This window comes from Hymenobacter glaciei, assembly GCF_039539585.1.
GTDB classification, from domain to species: Bacteria; Bacteroidota; Bacteroidia; order Cytophagales; family Hymenobacteraceae; genus Hymenobacter; species Hymenobacter glaciei.
Window position 1 is genome coordinate 64,679 of record NZ_BAABDK010000032.1, and the last position, 16,493, is coordinate 81,171.

Consider the following 16,493-nt stretch of genomic DNA (forward strand, 5'->3'; position numbering starts at 1 on the left):
CCGAACGCCATGCTTCGACTTCGCTCAGCATGACGTTCTGGGATTTTTTGCAAGCCTACGGAATCAGCCGGTCCTCGCGCAGCTTGGCAAACAAATCAAAGAACGAATCCTCCGTGCTTTGGAACACGGTGAAGCCTCGCTTCCGGCTATTGGCCATATCCGTCATCACCTCAATGGGGCGACCGAGGTCCAGGTCGGTGTGCCAGGGCGAGGCCAGGCGGCTAATGTCCGGCTCGACGAGGCCATTTTTTGTGGCGATTTCGCGCCAGAGGTCGGCGTCGCCGGCCATCTCGGCTTCCAGCGGGTGAATGCTGCCATCGAAGCCCACGGCCTCCACGCCGAACCACTCGGCCAGGCGGCCCCATAGTTGGCTCCAGCGGAAAACGTCGCCATTCACCACGTTGTAGGCCTCGTTGCGGGCGGCGTCGGTGGTAGCGGCCCACCCCAGCTGCTTGGCAATAACGCGGGCATCGGTCACGTCCGACAAGCCTTCCCATTGCGCCCGCGAGCCGGGCCAGCGAAACGGCCGCCCCGTGGCTTGGCAGATGCTGGCGTACACGGCCAGGGTGGTGCCCAGGTTCATGAGGTTGCCCACGGCTTTGCCAATGATGGTGTGCGGCCGGTGGATGCTCCAGGTGAAGCCGTCGCGCTCAGCGGCGGCGTACACCTCGTCTTCCTGGGCGTAGTAAAAGTTGTCGAGCGCCAGCCGGGGCTGCGACTCGCGCAAGGGCGTAGGCGGGGCCACACCGCCGCTCACATAGGCTTCAAACGGCCCCAGGTAATGCTTTAGGCCGGTCACCAGCGCCACATGCTGCACCGAATGCTTCGGCCCTAGCACGGCCAGCAGGTTGCGCACCATGGCGCTGTTCACCCGGATGTTCTCGGCCTCGGTGTCGTTGCGCATCCAACTGGTAATGAAAACATGCGTGGGCCGAATATTGGCCAGCGCGGTTTCAAGGCTGGCTGTGTCGAGCAAATCAGCAGGCACGGGTTGCAGGCCGGCAATATCGGTGCCGGGCCGGCGGGCCAGGCCGTAGGTGGTCCAGTTATTAGCCAGTAGCTCCTGGGCCAGGTTGCTGCCAATGATGCCGCTGGCACCAACGACTAATGCGGTATTGGTCATGATAGAGGGAGGGGAAGCGCAGCCGGAATAGGCTGACGCGGCAGTTTTGCCGGAACGGAATTAGGTGTTGTGGCCCGGCGGCTGATGAAAAACGGCTATTTTGCTCAATAGTTTGCGGCGAAACAATTGGCGGCCGAATTGGCTAGATAGGCCGTAGCGCGAACTTTGTAGTTCGCGTACCCGAACGGCGCCGTAGCGCGAACTAGAAAGTTCGCGCTACGGCCCAACGCTTAAAACTTCCTATGCTGACCAAAAATTTCACCCACGTTAATGCCGCCAACCAGCCCACGATGGTGGATGTTGGAGCCAAAGCGCCCACCCGCCGCGTGGCCCGGGCCCACTGCCGCGTAGTGCTGGGCGAAGAGTTGTTGAGCCGCGTGCAGGCCGGCGAAATGCCTTCGCACAAAGGCCCGGTTATTCACACGGCTATTCTGGCGGGCATCATGGGCGCTAAAAAAACCGCCGACCTTATCCCGCTCTGCCACCCGCTGGGGCTGGATGATTGCAGCATTACCATCGAGCCCGACGGAACTGATGCCTTGCGCGTGGTGTGCACCGCCATAGTAACTGGCCGCACCGGCGTGGAGATGGAAGCGCTGACCGGCGCCACCGTGGCTGCGCTCACCATCTACGACATGTGCAAGGCGTTTTCGCACGACATTTCTATTGAAGGCGTGCAGCTTATCGAGAAAACCGGCGGTAAAAAGGACTTTCATCGCGCCGAAAATTCGTAAATTCCGATATGGAAAGTCTACCAACCTCAACCGTAAAACGGGCCAAGCACGCCGCGCTGGCCCGCCCCGATATAGGCGAATTTGGCCGGGCCGAGCTGGCTGTGCTGGGCGCGCCCTGCGGCGATATTCAGACGCTGGTGGCCCAGCTACTGCCCTTGCTGGCCCCGGCCCTGCGCGTGGCTTACGTCGATGCCGACCACGCCGCTGGTGATGCGGTCAGTGCTTCGGAAGCGTCGGCAGCTGCGCCGGCCAAGTCAGTGCCTTACGTGGCCGAAAATGGCCTTTCAGCCGAGCTGGTCGATAAAATTAACTATCGTCAGCTCAACCTGACGCGGGCCCTTGACAAGTTCTCGCAGCCCGAATTGCTGGCCCACGAAAGCGTGGTGCTGGTGAACGGCAACCACTTCCGCGCCCGTCAGCAGGTGGTCATCGTCGACCCGCGCAAGCCGCTCGATAAGAAGCTCGACCGCCTCACCGACGTGCGCCTGATTCTGCTGGCCGAGGGCCAGACCGAACTGCCTGCCGTGCTGTTGGAGCACCTCAGCGCTGCGCCGCTGCCGCCCGTGCTGCCACTGGCCGACACGGCCAAAATCGCTGCTTTCATTAAGCAGTGGTACCAGCTGGCGGTGCCGGTGCTGCGGGGCCTTGTGCTAGCCGGTGGCCGCAGCGAGCGCATGCACACCGACAAAGGCGCGTTGCACTACCACCGCCACGACCAGCGCCAGCACACGGCTGACCTACTGGCGGAGTTTTGCCCCGACGTGCGCGTATCGGTGCGCCCCGACCAGGCAAGCGACTTGCCCCCAGGTCTCGTCGCGCTGCCCGATACGTTCCTGAATCTGGGACCGCTGGGCGGCATCCTGTCGGCTATGCAGGCCGACCCCAACGCGGCGTGGCTGGTGCTGGCCTGCGACCTGCCCTTTCTTACCCGCGATACGCTGGAATACCTGGTAACGAACCGCCAGCCGGCGCGCATGGCTACCTCGTTCCGCAGCCCGTGGGACGAGTTTCCGGAGCCGTTGGTCAGCATCTGGGAGCCGCGCAGCTACGGACAGCTGCTGCGGTTTCTGAGCCTGGGCTACGCTTGTCCGCGCAAGGCGCTGATAAATTCCGACATTGAACTGCTGGCCCCCCCCTTGCCCGGCGAGTTGCGCAACGTGAACACGCCCGAGGAGCGCGCCGCTGCCACGCAGGAGCTGGAGCAGCGCCCGTAGCGGCTTCTTGCTGTGGCGATACATAAGTAGTGGGCGGCTGTTGGCTTCCGTCGGTAAGCGATGCCCGGGCTAACAGGCATCACCGTTCACAAGTAGAAGCAAGGATGCGTGTCTACATCGTTTTGATACCCTTCGCGATAGCGCAATTAGTTACGCATAAAACCGGGGTGCAAGCAACCCTGGACCATTGCTCTTCATCTTCGGGGCATGAAGATTCCTTTCATCTGCCTCGCGCTGCTGGTTGTGCACTTAGGTGCTGTGGCCCAAAGCCCCGCCCCCGCGCCAAATTCGAACCCCAGGCAACTCAATTCCAAAACGTATAAAGCGGAGCAGGACACTGCCTTTCGCCACGGCTCGGGTATTGCGCTTGATGACCTCACTAAGCCGCAAATCGATAACCTGGCTGTGCTGGGCCGGGTGTGGGGCTTTGTGAAATACTACCACCCGGCCGTAGCTCGCGGTGATTACAACTGGGACGCGGAAATGCTGCGCATTTTGCCCAAAGTTCTCAACGCTAAAACCCGCGACGAGCGCAGCGTAGCGCTCGCGGCTTGGCTCACGGGGTTGGGCCCGGTGCCGGCCTGCTCCTCCTGCCGCGAACCGGCCCGCGCCAACGTGCGCCTGACCGCCGACCTAGCCTGGCTAACGGACAAAAACCAACTCAGCGCCGCCCTCAGCAAGCAGCTGGTGTACCTGCGCCAGAACCGCAACCAGGAGTCGCACTATTACGTGGACAGCGCCCCCAATATCGGCAACCCGTTATTTCTGCACGAGGAAACGTATGCCACCCCCGCCACTCCCGATGCTGGCCTGCGCCTGCTGGCCCTCTACCGCTACTGGAACATGATTGCCTATTTCTTCCCCTACCGCTACGCCATCGGGGAGGACTGGCAACCGGTGCTGGCCGAGTTCATCCCGCAGTTTGCCGCTGCCCGCACCGACGAGCAGTACCGACTGGCGGCGCTGGCCATCATTGCGCGCATCCACGACACGCACGCCAATATTTACGGCAGCGATAAGATCCTGGTCGCCTACAAAGGCACACTCCACGCGCCGGTGCAGGTGCGATTTGTCGAAGGCCAGGCGGTGGTGACGGACTACTTCCATGCAACCCTGGGCCCGGCCACGGGCCTGCAAAAAGGCGACGTAGTGCTGCAAGTAGATGGCGTGAAAGTGGACGATATGGTGAAGGCCCGCCAGGCGCTGACCCCGGCTTCCAACGAGCCCACCCAACTGCGCAACATCGCCCGAGACCTGCTGCGCGGCAATTCCGATAAAGTCGCGCTGCTGGTGCGCCGCGCCGGCCAGGACCTGCCCATCACCATTGCCCGCGTGCCCGGCGCCCAGCTCAACCTGGGCCTAAACAACGGCACGCCCGACCGCAAAGCGCCGTTCTTCCAACTGCTGCCCGACAACATCGGCTACCTCTCGCTAGGCACTATCAAGCAGGCCGAACTGCCCGCCGCGATGGCGCAGCTGAAGAACACCAAGGGCCTGGTGATTGACATCCGCAATTACCCGGCGGAATTTGTGGTGTTCTCACTCACAAAATACCTGTCGGCAAAGCCTGTGCCTTTTGTGCGATTCAGTGAGCCGCAGCCTACTTACCCAGGCATGTTTCTGGGCACGCCGGTGCTGCACGTACCGGGTACCAAAGAAGCTCCTTATGCCGGCAAGGTTATTATTCTGGTGAACGAGCTGAGCCAGAGCCAGGCGGAGTACACCGCCATGGCCCTGCGCGCAGTGCCGGGCGCCAAAGTGGTGGGCAGCACCACCGCCGGAGCCGATGGCAACGTGTCGACCATCATCCTGCCCGGCAACATCTCGACCATGATTACCGGCCTCGGCGTGTATTATCCCGACGGTGGCGAAACCCAGCGCGTTGGCATAGTGCCCGACGTGGTGGTAACGCCTACCATTGCTGGCATAAGAGCCGGGCGCGATGAAGTGCTGGAAAAGGCGGTAGAGCTGATTGCGAAACCGTAGTTGCAAGCCGTTGCGAGCAGCCACGTTGGCAACTGTCCAAAAATAGCCGCTGAGCAGGCGGTTATTTTTTTGGGCTATTAGTCAGAATATTATTCGCGACTCATGCGTTAGAGGCTTGCGTTGGCACGTTTTTGAATAACGAGCCCGCAACACGTCTTATCAACCAACCCTATTTATTATGAAAAAGACTGCAATCGTAGCTGCCGCGCTTCTGGCCACGGCCGCTGCTTCGTCGGCTCAGGCGCAGGATGTCCGCTTCGGCCTGCGCGCCGGTGCCAACTACTCCAATCTGGCAGGCGACATCAAAAACGAATCGACTTACAACAACAAAATTGGCTTTTTGGGCGGGGTGATGCTCAATGTGCCTATCATTCAGGACGGCTTTCTGTCGCTGCAGCCCGAAATTCTGTATTCGCAAAAGGGCTTCGAAAACAAGCCCACCGAGTACACCGGCTTGCTCGGGGCCAAGCAGAAGCGCGAGGGCCAGGTGAACTACAGCTACCTCGATGTGCCCGTGCTATTAAAAGTCCGCGCTTCGGGCCTCGTATTTGAAGCCGGTCCGCAGTATTCGTACCTGCTGAGCGCGAACAACCAGACCAAAACCACGACCACGCCCGCCCTTGGAGGCACGCCCAGCACCGCCGAAACGCAGAACAAAAGCGACCTGAGCGGCCTCAACCGCAACGAGCTGGGCTACTTGGCCGGCGTAGGCTACGAAGCCGAAAACGGCCTCAGCCTGAGCGTGCGCTACACTGGCGCCTTCAGCGACTTCGTGAAATCCGACAACAACACCTACTTCAACGGCGACCTGAAAAATGCCCGCCATTCGGCCTTCCAGCTCTCACTGGGCTATCTGATTCCGAGCAAGTAATCTATAGTAGACTAGTAAAAAAGCCCGGCTTCTGCGCAGAAGCCGGGCTTTTGCTATGTTAGGAAAAGTCTCAGGGATGCGCCGCCACCCACTCGGTGCCGTCTTCATACTCCTCACGCTTCCAGATGGTGACTACCTGCTTCAAGGTGTCGATGATGAACTGGCAGGCGGCAAAGCTTTCGGCGCGGTGCGGCGTAGCCACCGCCACTACCACGGCCACATCGCCGAGCTCCAGGGTGCCTTTGCGGTGCACCACGGCCACTTCCTGCAGCATGGGCCACTGCTCGTAAGCCTGCGCTACCACGTGGCCCAACTGCGTGAGGGCCATGCTGTCGTAGGATTCATAGTGCAGCCGGCGCACCGGCCGGCCGCCCGACTGGTTACGCACCGTGCCAATAAAGGAGTTGACCGCCCCGGCAGTGTCGGTTTGCACCGCCGCGAGGGCTGCGGCAATGTCAATGGGCTGGTCGGTAATGGAGAGGTGAGGAGTCATATTGTGGCGCGGGCTTTTAGTCCGCGAATCTGGGCCGCTAAAAAGCCGAGTGGATATCATTCGCACGCGGACTAAAAGTCCGCGCTACATCAGCCGCCGGCTACGGGCGGGATGAGGGCAATTTCGTCCATCGTGTGCAGGGGCTGGTCGTGGCTGGCGTATTCATTGTTCACGGCCACGGCACAGCTGCGCAGCTCGCCCAGGGCGGGGTACTGGCGGCGCATTTCGGCCAGTAGCTCGCCCACGGTAGCCGGGGCGGGGGCAGGCAGCTCGATGACGGACGTGCCCACGATGTCGCGGGTGATGCCGAAGAGGGCGACTTTTAATGACATATCTTTCGACGTATATTTTGGGGCGAAACCCAGCTGCTGCGGGTGCTTTGGGCTAGGGCCTGAACACCTTTCCACTGTCCGGGGTTTACCACAAGCCGGCGGTCTTACGTACAGCCGGGCAAAATTGGTGATAAACGTGCTTCCAACTCTGCTCACTCCGGCTGCGCCGGCCACAACGCCCCTTTACGACCAGCACGGCCGCCCATTGGAGTACCTGCGCCTGGCCGTAACGGACCGCTGCAACCTGCGCTGCTTCTACTGCATGCCCGAAGAAGGCATCAAGTACATGCCCAAGCACGAGCTGCTGAGCTACGAGGAAATGCTGCGCCTCACGGGCCTGCTGGCGGGCTTGGGGGTGCGCAAAGTGCGCCTCACGGGTGGCGAGCCCTTCGTGCGCCGCGATTTGGTGCCCTTCATGGAACAGCTGGCCCAATTGCCTGGTATCGATGACATTAGTTTGACCACCAACGGAGTGCTCACCGCGCCGCACGTACCAGCCCTGGCCCGCCTGGGGGTGAAGGCCGTGAACCTCAGCCTCGATACGCTGAACCGCGAACGGTTCTTTCAAATCACGCGGCGCGACGAGCTGCCCAAGGTGATGGAGACCTTTCACGCGCTACTCGAGGCCGGCATTCAGGTGAAAATAAATGCCGTGGTAATGGACGGCCAGAACATCGACGACCTCATTCCGCTGGCTACTCTCAGCCGCGACCTGCCCGTAGATGTGCGCTTCATCGAAGAAATGCCCTTCAATGGCGGCAGCCACGCGGCTGGCCCCACCTCGTTGCCCTGGAACCACGTTCGCATCCGTCAGCACCTGGAGGCGCACTTCGGGGCGCTGCAGCCGGTGCAAATGGCCGCTGGAGCCACCGCTTCGGAGTACACCATTGCCGGCCATCGGGGCTCGGTGGGCATTATCGCGGCTTACTCGCGCACCTTCTGCGGCACCTGCAACCGCCTGCGTCTTACGGCCGAGGGCGGCATCAAAACCTGCCTCTACGACCAGGGCGTACTCGATACCCGGGTTCTATTGCGCGGCGGCAAATCCGACGAAGAAATTGTAGCGGCGCTTTCGGCGGCCTTCCGCCACCGGGCAACCAATGGCTTCGAGGCCGAGCAGCAGCGGCCGTTGCACCAGCTCAGCTTCGAGAGCATGGCCACCATTGGGGGGTAAAGGCCGGCGCCGGCGCAGATGTACTTGCTTTTGAGTAAGTTGGGCCTACATTGCCGCCTGCCGGGCGACTGCGCTGACTAAGGATGATGTACCCATGCTAAAAGCTGTTCTAATCATACTGAGCGTGGTGGCAGTGGTGTACGTCCTGCTTTGCGGTGTGCTGTATTTCAAGCAGGAAAAGCTGCTGTTTGCGCCTACGCACTTGCCAGCAGAATATCAGTTTCGCTTTCCGGGCCGGTTTGAGGAGCGGTGGACAACGGCTGCCGACGGTGCCCGCCTGCACGGCCTGCTTTTCAAGGCGCCCGATTCCAAGGGGCTGGTATTCTATCTGCACGGCAATGGCGGTGCGCTCGACAGCTGGGGCGATGCCGCCGCCACTTACACGGCACTGCACTACGATGTGTTCATGCTGGACTACCGCGGCTACGGCAAAAGCGGTAGCCGCATTAGCAACCAGGCCCAGATGCTGGTCGATGTAGACAGTGTTTATCGGCAACTGCTGCCCGAGTACCCCGAAAGCCGCACGGTTATTCTCGGCTACTCCCTGGGCACCGGGCCGGCTACGTGGCTGGCCGCCCGGCACCACCCCAAACTGCTGATTTTGCAGGCCCCGTACTTCAGCATGCGCGACATGGCGACGCGGCTTTACCCCTTCGTGCCAGGTTTTCTGCTGCGCTATCCCATGGCCACCAACGAGTTAATTGGCCAAGTGAGCGCGTCCATCGTATTGTTTCACGGCGACCACGACGAGGTGATTGACTACAATTCTACCCTCCGACTCAAGGCACTACTTAAGCCCACCGATACGCTTATCGTGTTGACTGGGGCCCGTCACAACGGCATGACCAACAACCCACAGTATCAGCAGGCACTGGTGCGGCTGCTGCACTAGCCCTCCGCATACTGGCCGCCGGCCCTGCTCCAGCCATCGTCTACACGCAGCAGCGATATTGCTCGAATTAAGGAACAGCTCTCAGAGTTGTTTGGTAAGGCATTGAAAAACAAAATGATAACATGGCTATGTACGAGGAAGGTCTAAAATCAAGCTACCCCGGGTTCAAATTTGCACGTGTGCTATATGCGTTAAATCATATTTCTGTGACGACCTATTTTTGTAATTTATGGTGAAATAATGGTGCTGTACATTATGCTAATTGATAGATTATGAGTAGGTTGGTTTGTTCAATTCTTGTATATTTGTTAATTCAGTCCGGCGATTATTATCTGAAATATGGTTGTTTTCTACAATAATTATCATTCTTCTAATTCAACCTCTAATGAATCACTGCGTGCTGGTCATCAGGAACAGACCATTGCTGAACAGCTAGCCGACCTACAACGCGCCCTGGCCGTAGCTCAGGCCGAAAACCGTGCGCATCAGGCGCGATTTGCCATGCTGATGCAGGCAACGGGCGAAGCCATATTGCTTACGACTGCCCAAGGCCGCGTGCTGGCCACCAACCAAGCCTGCCGCGACCTGTTCGGGCTTCCCGCCGACCCCGGATTTCACGGACTGGAGCCCGATGTGTTGGCGGCCGTGCAGCTCTGCTTCCGTGAGCCCGCCGATTTTATTGGCCGCGCCCGGGCTTGGCGCGCGGCGCGCACGGCCACCGCCGTCGACGATTTTGTGATGGCCGATGGCCGGGTGCTCGAATGCCGCTACGCCGTGCCCGCCGATGAAATGCTGGGGCATCTGCTTTCGTTTCGCGACGTAACGGCTGCGCGTCGTGCGGCCGCGCTGGAGCAGGAGCTAGCTGAACAGCGCGCGATGTTCACCACCTTGCTCGACCAGTTGAAAGTGGAAGTGGCCGTGTTCGACGCTGATGCCCGCTATCGGTTTGTCAACGCCCGTTGCTTCAACGAGGAGGCCATGCTGGAGTGGATAATTGGCAAGGATGATTACGACCTCAGTGCGCGACGGGGGCGCCCGGCCGAGTTGGCGCAGCGCCGACAGCAGCTGTTTGCCGAAGCTGTACAGACACGTGCCGAAGTGATTTGGGAAGAAGCATTTACCACAAACGAGGGGCCACAGCAGCTGCGGCGGCATTTCATTCCGGTGTTCTGGCCCGACGGCTCCCTGCGCATGATGGTGGGCACGGGCTCCAACATCACGCGGCGACGGCTGGCCGAGCAACAGCTGGTGGAGCAGCGGGCTTTCTACGAATTTGTGCTCGACCACATTCCCTGCGACATCGGCGTATTCGACGAGGCCGGCCGCTACATGTTCGTGAACGCAACGGGCATTAATGATGCGGCAAAGCGGACTTGGGTTATTGGCAAAAACAACTTCGACTATTGCCGGCAGTACGGCCACCCCATGGCAATAGCCGAAGGGCGTCAGCACTACATCAACCAGGCGTACGAATCGCGCAAGCTGGTGACGTTCGAAGAAGCGTTTGACCGGCCCACGGGCATGGTGCACCAGCTGCGCTGCATGCAGCCCGTGTTCAACCCCGACGGCTCGCCCAAGATGATTGTGGCCTACGGTCTCAACATCACCGACCGGGTGAACACCGAGCGGCAGCTGCGCCACGCCAAGCTGGCAGCCGAGTCGGCGGTGCGGGCCCGCGAACTGTTTCTGGCCAACATGAGCCACGAAATTCGCACGCCCATGAACGCCATTCTGGGCATGAGCCAACTGCTGGCCAAAACGGTGCTCGCCCCCGAGCAGGACAGCTACCGCCAGGCCATCACCACCTCGGCCGAGCATTTGCTGGTTATCATCAACGACATCCTGGATTTGAGCAAACTCGAAGCCGGCAAGATGACGCTGGAGGAGATGGGCTTCACCCCGCAGCACCTACTGGCCGAAGTGGAGCAGACGCTGCACTACAAAGCCGTGGAAAAAGGGCTGAACCTAGTGACCCGGGTGGCCCCCACAGTACCGCCCGTGCTCATCGGCGACCCCTACCGCATTCGGCAGGTGCTGTTGAACCTGGCCGGCAACGCCATCAAATTCACCGAAACCGGGCGTGTGACGGTAACCTGCGACCTGGTGGGGACCGGTCCCGAAGGCCGGGCGGCTATTGAATTCAGGGTAGCTGATACCGGCATCGGCATCGAGCCCGAGTTTGTGCACAGCCTGTTCCAGGAATTCAGCCAGGAAGACTCGTCCGTGACCCGCAAATACGGCGGCACGGGCTTGGGCCTGAGCATCAGCCGGAACCTGCTGCGCCTGATGGGCTGCGACGTGGAAGCCGAAAGCGTGAAGGGCAAAGGCACCGTGATGCGCTTTGTGCTGCCGCTGCCCGTGGGTACCCCCACCGACCTGGTGCCCAAAGACGCCCTGCCGCCCAGCAGCCGCATGCTGCCTAGCCTGCGTGCCAAGCGCGTGCTGTTGGTAGAAGACAACCGCTTCAACCGGCAAATTGCCAAGACCTTCCTCGACCATGCCTTTGTGGAAGTGACCGAGGCAGAGAACGGAGCCGTAGCGGTGGAGCTGTCTAAGACGCAGGATTTCGACTTGGTGCTGATGGATATTCAGATGCCGGTGATGGACGGCTACGCCGCCACGGCGCTGCTGCGCCAGCAACTGGGACTCACCGTGCCCATCGTAGCCCTCACTGCCAACGCCATCAAAGGCGAGCGCGAAAAATGCCTGGCTGCTGGCATGGATGACTACCTCACCAAGCCCTTTAAGGAAGACGAACTGCTGCGCAAGGTGAGCCGCTGGGTGATGTGCCAGGCGCTGGAAAATGTGGAGGCGGAGGCTTACAACACGCCCGCAACCGGGCCGGTTGAGCAACCTGCCATGCCGGCTGCCGGGCCTGAACCGGTGAATACAGCAGAAAAGAAGGATACCGCCGCGCCGCTCTACCAAACCGATGAGCTGCTGCACGTGGGGCAGGGCGATGTGGAGTTTGTGCGCTTTATGCTGGAAACCTTCGTGGAAAGCTGCCACGAAGCCATTGCCGGTTTTAGCCAAGCGGTAGAGGCCGCTGATGTGCGCCAGCTGCGTGGAACTGCCCACACCCTACGCCCCAACCTAACGCACCTGCGCGCCTTGCACATCCTGCCCTGCGTCGAGCTACTGAATGAGTGGCCTGAACCCTTCGAACTGGCTGCTGTGCAGCCGGTGGTGGACGAAGCCATTGAGTTGTTGGGGCAAGTGAGTTCCCGCATCGTGACCGATTTGGCCGCCGAAGCTTACGGTAGCCCGGCTGCTAGTGCCGAAATTGCGTAGGAACAGGGCCGCTCCCAGGTTGGCGAGCGGCCGTTTGCGCATGATGTCGTTGGATAGTGTTTCGCCGCGCGGGTTATCGCGCAAGGCTCATCGGGTGGCGGTGGGCGCTTTGTTTTTCCTGTTGGGCTTGTGCTTCGCCAGCTGGGCATCGCGGATTCCGAGCGTGCAGCAGCGCATGGGCATCTCGGAGGCCGCGTTGGGCGGCGTGCTGCTCGCCATTCCGATGGGCCAGCTCGTGTCGTTGCCGCTGGCGGGCTGGCTGGTGGCCAAGCAGGGCAGCCGGCGCGTGGTGCTGTGGGGAGTGGTGCTCTATGCTGCGGCCCTGGCGGGCTTGGGCTGGGCTGCCAGCCTGTGGCAGCTGCTGCCCTGCCTGGTGGTGTTTGGCATCGGCGGCAACCTCACCAATATTTCGGTGAACACCCAGGCTGTGGGCGTGGAACGGCTCTATAAGCACAAGCCCATCATGGCCTCCTTCCACGGGCTGTGGAGCTTAGCGGGCTTCGTGGCGGCCGCCATTGGCTCGGTGATGATTGGGCATGCGGTGCCGCCGGGTATGCATTTTCTTTTCATTACCGCCTTCATTCTGGTCGGGCTGGCGGTGAGTGCCGGCTACACCGTGCGCGAAGATTCGGGCGTCGACCCCAACCAGCCCATCTTCGTGAAGCCTGACAAAGAGCTATTGGGCCTGGGGGCAATTGCCTTCTGTGCGCTCATCTGCGAGGGGGCCATGTTCGACTGGAGCGGGGTGTATTTCAAAAAGGTCATTCATGCCGATAAGGATTGGGTGGGAGCAGGCTACACGGCCTTTATGTGCACCATGGCCGCCGGCCGCTTCGGGGCCGACTGGCTGGCGCACCGGCTCGGGGCGAAGCGCGTGATTCAGCTTAGTGGCCTGCTCACAGCTGTGGGGCTGAGCATTGCCGTGGCGCTGCCCACGCTGCCCACGGCCTTGCTGGGCTTTTTGCTGGTGGGCTTTGGCACGTCGGCCGTGGTGCCGCTGGTGTACTCGGCAGCGGGCAAGTCGACGAAAATGTCGGCCGGAATGGCGCTGGCGGCGGTTTCTACTATCGGCTTCTTTGGGTTTTTGCTGGGGCCGCCAGTCATCGGTTTTGTGGCCGGTGCCAGCAGCCTGCGCGTGTCGTTTGCGCTGATTGCGGTGATGGGCGTGTGCGTATCGGCGGTAGCGAGCCGGGTGCGGGTGTAGGGTTAGGAATAGGGGAGAAGGGACAGCAAGAAAGCATGTCATGCCGAGCGAAGCCGAGGCTTCTTACGTGCGGCAGCAACCCTTTTGTTGCGATTGAGTTACTACTTGCACGCGAGATGCCTCGGCTGCGCTCGGCATAACGTTCTCGTTTTTCTAATCCCCAAGCCCTCTCAATGCCCGATAACCCCACCGCCACCAAATACACCTGGGATGCTATGCCCGTCGAACAGGTAAGCGACCAGCTTTCGCGCCGTCTCATCACCGGCGACAAGATGATGCTGGCCCACGTCTACCTTAAAAAAGGCGCCATCGTGCCCCTGCACCAACACCACAACGAGCAGATTACCTACATTCTGGAAGGCGCGTTGCGCTTCTGGATTGGCTCGGAAGATGCCGAGCCGATTGTGGTAGGTGTGGGCGAGGTGCTGCACATTCCGTCCAATGTGTGGCACAAGGCCGAGGCCATCGAAGACACGCTCGACGTGGATATTTTCAGCCCGCCCCGCCAGGATTGGTTGGACAAGTCGGACGATTACCTGCGCCTGAAGTAGCCCGCTTATGGACCTCGGACTGAAAGGAAAAGTTGCCCTGGTGGCCGCCGCCAGCCAGGGCCTGGGCCGCGCCGTGGCCGAAGAGCTGGCTGCCGAAGGCGCCTCGCTCATCCTATGCGCCCGCCACGACGCGGCCCTGCAGGAAACCTGTGCCGCCATCGAACAAGCCTACGGCACGCCTGTACTGGGCCTAACCACCGATGTAGCCGACCCCGCCGCCGTGGCTCGCCTGGTAGAAGCCGGCCTGGCCCGCTTCGGCCGCATCGATGTTCTGGTGACCAACGCCGGCGGCCCGCCCGCCGGCACCTTCGACACGCTAAATGCTGCCCAGTGGGAGGCTGCTACCCGCCTGCTGCTCACCAGCGTGGTAGAGCTGACCCGCGCCGTGCTGCCCAGCATGAAGGCGAATGGCTGGGGTCGTATCCTCAACATCACCTCCATTTCGGTGAAGCAACCCGTAGCCAACCTTATGCTCTCCAACAGCCTGCGCGCGGCCGTAACGGGAATGGCCCGCACGCTGGCCACGGAAGTTGCTGCCCAGGGCATCACCGTGAATAACATTCTGCCCGGCTACACCCGCACCGAGCGTGTGGTGGGCCTGGCCAATGCCACGGCTGCCCGCGAAGGGATTTCATCGGAAGAGGCTACGTCCCGCTGGGAGAATGAAATTCCCATGCGCCGGCTGGGCGAGCCGCGCGAGTTTGCGGCGCTGGCGGCATTTCTGTGCTCGGAGCGGGCCAGCTATATCACTGGCACGTCGGTACCGGTAGATGGCGGCTGGATTCGCTCACTGCTGTAACATTTCCCGACGGCAGCGTATAGCCGAACGTCATGCTGAGCTTGCCGAAGCATCTCTACCGCAATAGTAAACCTGATTACTGCTGCGGTAGAGATGCTTCGGCAAGCTCAGCATGACGTTCTTTTTTGCTCCAAACTCCCTCTTCTTACTGCCTTGACCGAAGCCCTCACTCATCGCCAGAAGATGCTCACCTTCGCCGGCATTCTGCTGGCCATGTTTTTGGGGGCGCTCGACCAGACCATCGTAAGTACCGCCCTGCCGCGCATCGTAGCTGACTTGCACGGACTCGACCGGTTTACGTGGGTAGCCACGGCCTACCTGGTGGCCAGCACGGCGCTGGTGCCCATTTATGGCAAGCTGGCCGACATGTACTCGCGGCGCACCATCGAAATTGTGGCCGTGAGCGTGTTTCTGGTGGGTTCGGGCTTGTGCGGGCTGGCGGGCGAGTTCGGCACATTGCCACTGCTGGGCGATGGCATGACGCAGCTGGTGGTGTTTCGGGCCATCCAGGGCTTTGGCGGGGCCGGGCTGTTTGCCATGGCCTTCATCATCATCGCCGACTTGTTTGCCCCAGCCGAGCGGGGGCGCTACCAGGGCTTCACGGGGGCCGTATTCGGCACGTCGTCGGTGCTGGGGCCACTGCTAGGTGGTTTTTTAACCGACAAGGGCAACGGCCTTATTCCCGGGGTAGCGGGCTGGCGGCTGGTGTTCTACGTAAACCTGCCGCTGGGCCTGCTGGCCCTCTGGTTCATCGTCACGCAAATGCCGCCGCTGCGCCCGCGCACCGAGCCGAAGCCCTTCGATTACCTCTCGGCGGCGCTGCTAATGGGTGGGCTGGGGTCGTTGGTTGTCGTTCTGCAACTCAACCGGGCGCAGCACCCGTGGTCGGGGGCGCTTACGCTGGGACTGCTGGCCGGCGCGATGGTGGCGCTGGTGCTGTTTGTGGTACGCAGCCTGCGGCACGAAAACCCCATTCTCAACTTCGGCCTGTTCAAAAACCCGGTGTTCCGGTCGGCCAACGCGGCGCTGTTTTTCATGGGCGGGGCCTTTTTGGGCGTCATCATCTTCGAGCCCCTGTTCATGGTGAACGTGCTGGGCGAGTCGGCCACGCGGGCCGGGGCCAGCCTCATGCCGCTGTCGTTGGGCGTGGTCACGGGCTCGATGCTGGCCGGCCAGATGGTGTCGCGCTTCGGCCACTACAAGCGCTGGATGCTGGGCGGCCTTGTGCTGCTGCTGGTTGGGCTGAGCTTGCTGGCCACCATGCCACCCACCGTGCAGTATTATCAGGTACTTATGTATCTGGCTGTATGCGGGCTGGGCCTCGGGCCCACCATGCCGCTCTACACTCTGGCGGTGCAAAATGCTACGGAGCCTGCGCTCATGGGCCAGGCTACTTCCGCCAGCCAGTTTTTCCGGCAGATTGGCGGGGCGCTGGCAGCTTCGGCACTGGGTGCGGTGCTCAGCTTCACGCTGGCCCACGAGCTGCCCACCTCTGCGCAAGCCCCCGCCACGAGCCAGACGGTGGTGGCCGAAGGGCCGGCCCTGCCCTCAGCCGCCGCAACAGCCCGCGCCAACCCGCAAGTGCGGGCAGCCTTCGCCACGGCCATCCACCGGGTTTACATGGTTGACATTCTACTGGTTGTAGGAGGCTTGCTGCTCACGCTGCTGGTGCCAGAACTGCCGCTGCGCAAAGCCAACGAGAAAGTGCCAACGATAGCGGAGTAGTTAGGTATTTCAAACAGAACGTCATGCAGAGCGCAGCGAAGCATCTCGCGTGCTGTTGCTAACCCAAGATGTTCGCACGATTGAGTTAGTGGTGGCGGGCAAGA

Annotated in this window: 14 protein-coding genes; 11 read left to right on the forward strand and 3 right to left on the reverse strand. The window is 61.2% G+C overall.

What is annotated here, in order from left to right:
* Positions 1-55: 55 nt before the first annotated feature.
* A complete protein-coding gene (locus ABD837_RS21215; RefSeq protein ID WP_345058607.1) occupies positions 56-1,123 on the reverse strand; it encodes an SDR family oxidoreductase in 1,068 nt (355 codons plus the stop codon).
* A 242-nt stretch (positions 1,124-1,365) separates the two neighbouring features.
* Here ABD837_RS21215 and moaC point away from each other — a divergent pair, with 242 nt between their 5' ends.
* The 4 genes from moaC to ABD837_RS21235 all read left to right on the forward strand — a co-directional run bounded on the left by moaC (position 1,366) and on the right by ABD837_RS21235 (position 5,928).
* The gene (gene moaC / locus ABD837_RS21220; RefSeq protein WP_345058609.1) at positions 1,366-1,857 is read left to right on the forward strand and encodes a cyclic pyranopterin monophosphate synthase MoaC; all 492 of its coding nucleotides are present in this window, start codon (positions 1,366-1,368) and stop codon (positions 1,855-1,857) included.
* Positions 1,858-1,865: 8 nt separating this feature from the next.
* A complete protein-coding gene (locus ABD837_RS21225) occupies positions 1,866-3,071 on the forward strand; it encodes an NTP transferase domain-containing protein (protein WP_345058611.1) in 1,206 nt (401 codons plus the stop codon).
* Positions 3,072-3,278: 207 nt separating this feature from the next.
* Positions 3,279-5,057, forward strand: a complete 1,779-nt coding sequence (locus tag ABD837_RS21230; RefSeq protein WP_345058613.1) for a S41 family peptidase — start codon at positions 3,279-3,281, stop codon at positions 5,055-5,057.
* A 178-nt stretch (positions 5,058-5,235) separates the two neighbouring features.
* Positions 5,236-5,928 (forward strand): porin family protein, encoded by a 693-nt coding sequence (locus ABD837_RS21235; RefSeq protein WP_345058615.1) that lies wholly within the window; start codon positions 5,236-5,238, stop codon positions 5,926-5,928.
* A 70-nt stretch (positions 5,929-5,998) separates the two neighbouring features.
* Here the strand turns inward: ABD837_RS21235 and ABD837_RS21240 are convergent, their stop codons facing one another.
* Positions 5,999-6,421, reverse strand: a complete 423-nt coding sequence (locus ABD837_RS21240; protein ID WP_345058617.1) for a molybdenum cofactor biosynthesis protein MoaE — start codon at positions 6,419-6,421, stop codon at positions 5,999-6,001.
* 89 nt (positions 6,422-6,510) lie between these two features.
* Positions 6,511-6,753, reverse strand: a complete 243-nt coding sequence (locus tag ABD837_RS21245; protein ID WP_345058619.1) for a MoaD/ThiS family protein — start codon at positions 6,751-6,753, stop codon at positions 6,511-6,513.
* A gap of 136 nt (positions 6,754-6,889) precedes the next feature.
* Here ABD837_RS21245 and moaA point away from each other — a divergent pair, with 136 nt between their 5' ends.
* The 7 genes from moaA (at position 6,890) to ABD837_RS21280 (ending at position 16,389) form a co-directional block, all read left to right on the forward strand.
* On the forward strand, positions 6,890-7,927 hold the full coding sequence (moaA, locus tag ABD837_RS21250; RefSeq protein WP_345058621.1) for a GTP 3',8-cyclase MoaA: 1,038 nt from the start codon (positions 6,890-6,892) through the stop codon (positions 7,925-7,927).
* A 94-nt stretch (positions 7,928-8,021) separates the two neighbouring features.
* On the forward strand, positions 8,022-8,819 hold the full coding sequence (locus ABD837_RS21255) for an alpha/beta hydrolase (RefSeq protein ID WP_345058622.1): 798 nt from the start codon (positions 8,022-8,024) through the stop codon (positions 8,817-8,819).
* Positions 8,820-9,158: 339 nt separating this feature from the next.
* Positions 9,159-12,110, forward strand: coding sequence for a response regulator (locus ABD837_RS21260; protein WP_345058624.1), 2,952 nt, complete (start codon positions 9,159-9,161; stop codon positions 12,108-12,110).
* 40 nt (positions 12,111-12,150) lie between these two features.
* Complete coding sequence (locus tag ABD837_RS21265; RefSeq protein ID WP_345058626.1) at positions 12,151-13,314, forward strand: MFS transporter; 1,164 nt, start codon at positions 12,151-12,153, stop codon at positions 13,312-13,314.
* A gap of 173 nt (positions 13,315-13,487) precedes the next feature.
* Positions 13,488-13,865 (forward strand): cupin domain-containing protein, encoded by a 378-nt coding sequence (locus ABD837_RS21270; protein WP_345058628.1) that lies wholly within the window; start codon positions 13,488-13,490, stop codon positions 13,863-13,865.
* 7 nt (positions 13,866-13,872) lie between these two features.
* Positions 13,873-14,664, forward strand: coding sequence for an SDR family oxidoreductase (locus tag ABD837_RS21275; protein ID WP_345058630.1), 792 nt, complete (start codon positions 13,873-13,875; stop codon positions 14,662-14,664).
* A gap of 153 nt (positions 14,665-14,817) precedes the next feature.
* Complete coding sequence (locus tag ABD837_RS21280) at positions 14,818-16,389, forward strand: MDR family MFS transporter (protein ID WP_345058632.1); 1,572 nt, start codon at positions 14,818-14,820, stop codon at positions 16,387-16,389.
* The last annotated feature ends 104 nt before the right edge of the window (positions 16,390-16,493 follow it).

Excerpts from the sequence above, each read along its gene's own strand:
- ABD837_RS21215 (WP_345058607.1), bottom strand. The coding sequence starts at position 1,123 with ATGACCAATACCGCATTAGTCGTTGGTGCCAGCGGCATCATTGGCAGC.
- moaC (WP_345058609.1), top strand. The coding sequence starts at position 1,366 with ATGCTGACCAAAAATTTCACCCACGTTAATGCCGCCAACCAGCCCACG.
- ABD837_RS21225 (WP_345058611.1), top strand. The coding sequence starts at position 1,866 with ATGGAAAGTCTACCAACCTCAACCGTAAAACGGGCCAAGCACGCCGCG.
- ABD837_RS21230 (WP_345058613.1), top strand. The coding sequence starts at position 3,279 with ATGAAGATTCCTTTCATCTGCCTCGCGCTGCTGGTTGTGCACTTAGGT.
- ABD837_RS21235 (WP_345058615.1), top strand. The coding sequence starts at position 5,236 with ATGAAAAAGACTGCAATCGTAGCTGCCGCGCTTCTGGCCACGGCCGCT.
- ABD837_RS21240 (WP_345058617.1), bottom strand. The coding sequence starts at position 6,421 with ATGACTCCTCACCTCTCCATTACCGACCAGCCCATTGACATTGCCGCA.
- ABD837_RS21245 (WP_345058619.1), bottom strand. The coding sequence starts at position 6,753 with ATGTCATTAAAAGTCGCCCTCTTCGGCATCACCCGCGACATCGTGGGC.
- ABD837_RS21255 (WP_345058622.1), top strand. The coding sequence starts at position 8,022 with ATGCTAAAAGCTGTTCTAATCATACTGAGCGTGGTGGCAGTGGTGTAC.
- ABD837_RS21260 (WP_345058624.1), top strand. The coding sequence starts at position 9,159 with ATGGTTGTTTTCTACAATAATTATCATTCTTCTAATTCAACCTCTAAT.
- ABD837_RS21265 (WP_345058626.1), top strand. The coding sequence starts at position 12,151 with ATGATGTCGTTGGATAGTGTTTCGCCGCGCGGGTTATCGCGCAAGGCT.
- ABD837_RS21270 (WP_345058628.1), top strand. The coding sequence starts at position 13,488 with ATGCCCGATAACCCCACCGCCACCAAATACACCTGGGATGCTATGCCC.
- ABD837_RS21275 (WP_345058630.1), top strand. The coding sequence starts at position 13,873 with ATGGACCTCGGACTGAAAGGAAAAGTTGCCCTGGTGGCCGCCGCCAGC.